We start from the raw sequence: 6374 nt of genomic DNA, 5'->3' as shown, positions 1-6374 counted from the left end.
TGGCCGCCCGGCGGCCCACCCTGCGCGCCGCCGGGCCGGTTCATGCCGCCACCGCCACCGGCACCGCCGCGCATACCGCCGCCGCCCATGCCTCCCATGCCGCCCCTGTCGCCGCCCGTCGAGGGGCCGGCCGTCGGGTTGGTGCCGTTGGCCGCGCCGCTGGTGGCCGCGTCCATGGCGTACGCGCCGGGGCCGGCCAGCAGGGCCAGCAGTCCGGCGGCCGCAGCCGCGGCGCCCAGCCGGCGCGGTGACGGCAGCTTGGGGGCGAAGCGCATGGCGAGCAGACCGGCGATCGACAGCGCCGCGACGACGCCGACGACGGGGCCCAGCCAGGCGTTCCAGCTGGTCGTGCGGTCGAGCAGGACGACCGCCCACACCGCGCTCACCGCGATCGCGGCGGGCAGCACCCACACCCAGCGCAGGCTGCCGAGCCGGAAGGCCCGGTACATGGCCGCGCTGCCCGCGCCAACGAGGGCGGCGATGCCGGGGGCCATGGCGGTCGTGTAGTAGGGGTGGAAGGTGCCCTCGGCGAAGCTGAAGACGAGGTAGTGAACGCCGAACCAGCCGCCCCACAGCAGGTAGGAGGCCCGCTGCATGTCCGTACGGGGCCGCCGCCCGCGCAGCACCAGCCCGGCCAGCAGCGCGATCGTGGCAAAGGGGATCAGCCAGGAGATCTGGCCGCCCATGATGCTGTTGAACAGGCGCCCAGCACCGGCCGCGCCGCCGAAGTTCGCACCCTGACCGAAGGCGCTGCCTCCGACAGCGCTGGCGCCGAAGACCCGGCCGAGGCCGTTGTAGCCGATGACGAGGTTCCAGACCGTGTTGTCCGTGGAGCCGCCGATGTACGGCCTGGAGTCCCTGGACACCAGGAAGTCGGCGACCACGACGTACCAGAGGGTGGACGCGGCCAGTGCCACGCCCGCCACCGCCAGATTGCGGACCCGCTTCCAGACGTCGACCTTGGCCGCGAAGGCGTACGCCAACACGAAGGCGGGAAGGCACATGTAGCCCTGGAGCATCTTGTCGTCGAAGGCGAAGCCCACCGCGACCCCGCACCATACGAGCGGCGCGAGCCGGCCCGTACGGATGGCGCGCAGGCACCCGGCGGCGCCGAGCAGCATGAGGAGCACCAGGAAGGGGTCGGGGTTGTTGTCGCGGTTGATGGCGACGGTGATCGGGGTGAGGGCGAGTACGAGGGCCGCGATGGTGGCGGCCACGTAGCCGAAGCTGCGCCGGACCATGGTGTAGAGGAGTCCGACCGAGGCGACGCCCGCCGCGGCGACCGGCAGCATCATCTGCCAGGTGCCGAAGCCGAAGACCCGGCACGACAGGCCCATCACCCACTCGGCGAGCGGCGGTTTGTCGACGGTGATGAAGTTCCCGGCGTCGAGGGAGCCGAAGAAGAGCGCCTTCCAGCTCTGGGTGCCGCTGAGTACGGAAGCGGCGTAGAAGGAGTTGGCGTTGCCGATGGACGAGAGGTTCCAGACGTACAGGGCGGCGGCCAGTACCAGGACGGCCCACAGTGCGGGCCGGGCCCAGCGGGGGGCGCGGGGGCTGCCGAGGGCCAGTTGCCTGGCCCGTACGGCGGCGGGAGTGGGGGGAGTGGAAACGGACATGGCGGCCAGCCTTCCCACGCGTTATGGGCTGACGCTGAGATGTCAATTAACTCCCGATGAGAAAACAATAATTTACCCGGCGGTTACTGTCTCTCGACCGAATGCAGGGCCGGGACTGCTCGTCATGAGGATTCTCTGATCCAACATGAGTAAACCTAACCGACTGCTCACCGGGGCTTAACGATATTCGGCTGTCCGCCGCTGTTGATCTCTGTACTGTCCTCTCTGTCGGCGTCGAACGGACGCCAACAGCACACAACGAAGAGGTAATTGAGATGGCTTTCAAGGCTTCTGCCCCGCTGCCCAAGCCGAAGAAGAAGCTTCTCACCCTGCCGCCGAAGCCGAAGGCGAAGAAGAAGCACGCGCCGGCCCCCCGGCCGGTCAACGCGGACGGTTCTGCGACCAACTGAGCTTCGCAGTCTGGCAGTTCGTAGCCTGAAAGAGGGCTGGTGGCACTGACCGCCGGCCCTCTTCGCGTTCCTGGCGCTCGGGTACTGGACGCTCTCATGGAGGCCTGCGGTTCCCGTTCCAGGGTGAGAAGGGGCCTCACATTCATTTCATAGGCATCTCACCGCAATTGGCTTCCGAAAGCCATTCCGTCGCGTAATGTTTTCCGTGTCGAAGCCGAAAGGGCAACGACGGAAAGATGCAAGAGAACGCGAAAAAGGGAGAATCCTCATGAGCTTCCGCAAGGTCGCCCCCCTCGCCAAGCCGGCCCCCAAGCACGAGGTCCACAAGAAGGCCGCTCCGGCGAAGCCGGCCACCAAGAAGACCCACAAGAAGGACCGCCCGCGCCCGATCGGTGACTGACCGCACCAGCTCAGTCCCCGCGGCCACCCGCACCCGCACTCGCACCACCCAGCACGGAACGGAAGAGACACCCGCATGAGCTTCAAGAAGATCGCCCCGGTCAAGCCCGCCCGCAAGCACGAGCCGGCCAAGTCCGCTGCGAAGAAGGCCCACGAGAAGCCCGAGCGTCGTCGCCCCATCGGCGGCTGACCCAGAGGAACCGGAGGCGGGCCGCGGCGCAGAGCCGCAGGCCCGCCTCGGCCATGTCCGTACGTCAGTGGGTATCGAGGTGGGAGAGACCTTGTCCGCGTATCAAGACCAGGCGACGATGCAACTGCGCGTCATCGACCCGGACGAAGCTGCCGCAGGCGCTGTGGGCCGGCACCGCACGCAGCCCAAGCGCGCCCGCCCGTACGGACGCCACCGCCACACCGGCCAGTTCGAAATCATCTACGAGGGCGGTTACGCCCCCGAGGTCGAGGCCGAGACGGAGGAAGAGGAGGAGTACACCCCCCACCTCCCGGTCCGCGAGGCTTTCAAGCGCTTCTGGCCTCTGACCAAGGGCGACCGCCGCTGGCTGGCCGTCATCGTCCTGTGCGTGGTCATCGCCGCCCTCGGTGAGACCGCCGCCATCCTGCTCTTCAGCGACCTCACCGACACCGCCCTGACGACCGGCTCACTGTCCGCCTTCTGGGCGCCGGCCGGGAAGTGGCTCGGGGTCACGGTCCTCGGCGCGATCGTCGGCTACGTCGGCAACTCGCTCGCGGTGTGGACGGCCGAGCGGTTCGTGCTGCGGCTGCGCGCCAAGGTCTTCTCCCACGTACAGGACCTTCCGCCCGACTTCTTCCAGCGGCACCGCCTCGGTGACCTGGTCGAACGCCTCACCGGCGACGTCGAGTCGATCGAACACATGGTGGTCTCTGGCGTCGTCGGCACCATCTCGGCAGTCTTCAGCGTGGTCTTCTTCTCCGCCGCGGCCCTATGGATCCGCTGGGACCTGGCGCTGGCCACCTTCGTCCTGGCACCGCTGTTCTGGCTGTCCGCAAAGCTCTTCTCGGGCAAGCTCAAGGACGTCTCCCGCGACGAGCGGGTCGCCGACGGCGCGATCACCTCGGTCGTCGAGGAGTCCCTCGGCAACATCCTGCTGACTCAGGCCTACAACCGTAAGCGGGCCGAGGAGAAGCGACTGCGGCTGGAGGCCAGGGCCTGGATGACGGCCTCGGTCACCAGCGGCCGGCTCAGTGAGCGCTACAGCCAGCTGGTCGAGGTCGTCGAGACCGTCTGCGTCCTGGTCGTGATCGGCCTCGGTGCCTGGGAGATCTCCCAGGGCCGGATGACCATCGGTAAGCTGCTCGCCTTCGCCGCCTTCCTCGGCTACCTCTACCCGCCGATCCGCTCGCTGGGCACCCTGGGGCTGACGTTGAACGCCGCCACGGCCGGCGCCGAGCGGATCCTGGAGATCATGGACGCCGAGCCCGCCGTCCGCGACCCCGAACGGGCCGTCCCCGTCCCCCGCCGCGTACAGGGCCATGTCGACTTCCAGCAGGTCGGCTTCCGCTACCCCGGCGCGGCGAAGGACTCCGTACGCAACGTCTCCTTCTCCGCCCACCCCGGCGAGCTGGTCCTGGTCACCGGCGCGAGCGGCGCCGGCAAGTCGACCATTTCCAAGCTGCTGCTGCGCTTCTACGACCCGGCCGCCGGCTTCGTACGCCTCGACGGCATCCCGCTCAGCGACTATCCGGTCGACCACCTGCGGGAACAGATCACGCTGCTGCCGCAGAAGACCCTCATCCTGCACGCCACCATCCGCGAGAACATCGCCTGCGGCCGCCCCGGCGCCACCGACGAGGAGATCGTCGCCGCCGCCCGCGACGCCCAGGCCCACGACTTCATCGCGACCCTCCCCAAGGGCTACGACACGGAGATCGACACCCACACCGCCCAGCTGTCCGGCGGCCAGCTGCAACGCATCGCGATCGCCCGTGCCATGCTGCGCGACTCGCCTATCCTGGTGCTGGACGAGCCGACCACCGGCCTCGACGCGCTCGCCGCCCGCCGTGTGATCAAGCCGCTGCGCCGCCTGATGAGCGGCCGCACCACGATCATGATCACCCACGACCTGAACCTCGCCCCCGACGCCGACCGGATCCTCGTCCTGGACCACGGCCGGCTGGCCGAGGTCGGCACCCACCACCAACTACTGGCCCAAGGCGGTGCCTACGCGCACCTGCACCACTCGCAGAACAACGGAACGGCGGACGGCACCGGGCAGTTCGACAAGTTGGACAAATTGGACAGGTTGGACAGGTTCGACACCGGCCAGTTCCGCGTTTCCACCGAGCTCGCGACGGAGAACCGAACATGGCGATGATGATGACGGAGGCGGGATCGGGAGTCGGTACCGGCAGCGGTATTGCCCCCAGCATCCTGGTGGTCGACGACGAGCGGGCGATCCGGGACGCCCTCCACCTGATCCTCAGCAGACGGGGTTACGAGGTCCTGCTCGCCGGCGACGGCGAGGAAGCCCTCGACATGGTCGAGTCGACCCACCCCGACCTCGTCATTCTGGACGTTCTGCTCCCCCACATGGACGGCCTCACCGCCTGCCGTCACCTCCGCGCCCGTGGCGAAGAGGTCCCGGTGCTGATGCTCACCGCCCGCGACACCATCGGCGACCGCGTCACCGGCCTGGAGACCGGCGCCGACGACTACCTCGCCAAGCCCTTCTCCACCGACGAGCTGATCGCCCGCATCCGCGCCCTGCTGCGCCGCAACCGCACCGGCACGAAGCCCCAGGACACCGTCCACAGCTTCGCCGGCCTGCGGATGGACACCGTCGGTCGCGAGGTCAGCCGCGACGGGCGTGACCTGCGTCTCACCCGCACAGAGTTCGCACTGCTCGAGCTCTTCCTAGCCCGCCCCCGGCAGGTCCTGGAGCGCGAATGGCTGCTCAAGGCCCTGTGGGGCGACCACGGCCTGCCCACCGCCAACACGCTGGACGTCACGTGATGTATCTGCGCCGCAAAACCGAGACGGGCGGCCGGCCACGGCTGATCCGTACGGTGCGGGGGGTCGGCTACGTACTCGACTCGGACCTGGAAGCGGTCGCATGAGCGGCGCGGACGAAAGCGGATTCTACGGCTCCACACATTTTTCTCTCAGGGATTTCACAGATTCTGGGGCGACCGTGGACGACATGTACGACGCGACCCAGACCGAGAACCCGGCGCGGATCCTCATCGTTGACGACGAGCCGGCAGTCCGTGAGGCGCTGACCAGAAGCCTGGAGTTCGAGGGCTACGAGGTCGACACCGCCAAAGACGGAATGGATGCCCTCCACCAGCTGGAGACCGAGCACCCCGACCTGATCCTGCTGGACGTGATGATGCCCGTCCTCGACGGCCTCGCCGCCGCCCGCCGGATCCGCGCCAAGGGCGACACGGTGCCCATCCTCATGCTCACCGCCCGTGACGCCGTCGGCGACCGCATCGTCGGCCTCGACAACGGCGCCGACGACTACCTCCCCAAGCCCTTCGCCGGCGACGAGCTGCTCGCCCGCGTACGCGCCCTGCTGCGGCGCAGCGCGCACCTGCCGCCCGTACAGTCGCAGGGCCCCCCCGGCTCGCCGCACGCCGCCAGCGGGTCCAAGCAGCAGCTGACCTTCGAGGACGTCGCGATGGACCTGCGCACCCGCGAGGTCACCCGCGGCGGCAAGCGGCTGGACCTCACCAAGACCGAGTACGCCCTGCTCAAACTCTTCATGGCGCACCCGCGCCAGGTGCTCAGCCGGGCCGCCATCCTGCGCGAGGTCTGGGGCTTCGACTTCGAGCCGACCTCCAACACGCTCGACGTGTACGTGATGTATCTGCGCCGCAAGACCGAGGCGGGCGGCCTGCCCCGGCTCATCCACACCGAGCGCGGCACCGGCTATGCGCTGCGTTCGCCCAGGGTCCGCGAGGTCCGCTGAGC

The 6374-nt window shown here is 68.9% G+C and carries 5 protein-coding genes and 1 pseudogene; 5 read left to right on the top strand and 1 reads right to left on the bottom strand.

The features are described from left to right. Positions 1–1616: ArnT family glycosyltransferase (locus EFK10_RS21025; protein WP_127357206.1), on the bottom strand; the 1616-nt coding region annotated here is incomplete at its 3' end. Between the two features lie 275 nt (positions 1617–1891). Here EFK10_RS21025 and EFK10_RS52205 point away from each other — a divergent pair. The 5 genes and pseudogenes from EFK10_RS52205 to EFK10_RS21010 all read left to right on the top strand — a co-directional run bounded on the left by EFK10_RS52205 (position 1892) and on the right by EFK10_RS21010 (position 6372). After that, positions 1892–2026, top strand: coding sequence for a hypothetical protein (locus EFK10_RS52205; RefSeq protein WP_265737542.1), 135 nt, complete (start codon positions 1892–1894; stop codon positions 2024–2026). A gap of 268 nt (positions 2027–2294) precedes the next feature. Then, on the top strand, positions 2295–2426 hold the full coding sequence (locus tag EFK10_RS52200; RefSeq protein ID WP_265737541.1) for a hypothetical protein: 132 nt from the start codon (positions 2295–2297) through the stop codon (positions 2424–2426). Positions 2427–2733: 307 nt separating this feature from the next. Next, positions 2734–4776 (top strand): ABC transporter ATP-binding protein, encoded by a 2043-nt coding sequence (locus tag EFK10_RS21020; protein ID WP_127357213.1) that lies wholly within the window; start codon positions 2734–2736, stop codon positions 4774–4776. A 2-nt stretch (positions 4777–4778) separates the two neighbouring features. After that, a pseudogene (locus tag EFK10_RS21015) lies at positions 4779–5518 on the top strand (response regulator transcription factor). A gap of 83 nt (positions 5519–5601) precedes the next feature. Continuing rightward, a complete protein-coding gene (locus EFK10_RS21010; protein ID WP_127357205.1) occupies positions 5602–6372 on the top strand; it encodes a response regulator transcription factor in 771 nt (256 codons plus the stop codon). The last annotated feature ends 2 nt before the right edge of the window (positions 6373–6374 follow it).

The organism is Streptomyces soli, assembly GCF_003999195.1.
GTDB classification, from domain to species: domain Bacteria; phylum Actinomycetota; class Actinomycetes; order Streptomycetales; family Streptomycetaceae; genus Actinacidiphila; species Actinacidiphila soli.
The sequence above is the reverse complement of the archived record's forward strand: the minus strand, read 5'-3'. Positions and strand labels throughout refer to the sequence as shown.

Excerpts from the sequence above, each read along its gene's own strand:
- EFK10_RS21010 (WP_127357205.1), top strand. The coding sequence starts at position 5,602 with ATGTACGACGCGACCCAGACCGAGAACCCGGCGCGGATCCTCATCGTT.
- EFK10_RS52205 (WP_265737542.1), top strand. The coding sequence starts at position 1,892 with ATGGCTTTCAAGGCTTCTGCCCCGCTGCCCAAGCCGAAGAAGAAGCTT.
- EFK10_RS52200 (WP_265737541.1), top strand. The coding sequence starts at position 2,295 with ATGAGCTTCCGCAAGGTCGCCCCCCTCGCCAAGCCGGCCCCCAAGCAC.
- EFK10_RS21020 (WP_127357213.1), top strand. The coding sequence starts at position 2,734 with ATGCAACTGCGCGTCATCGACCCGGACGAAGCTGCCGCAGGCGCTGTG.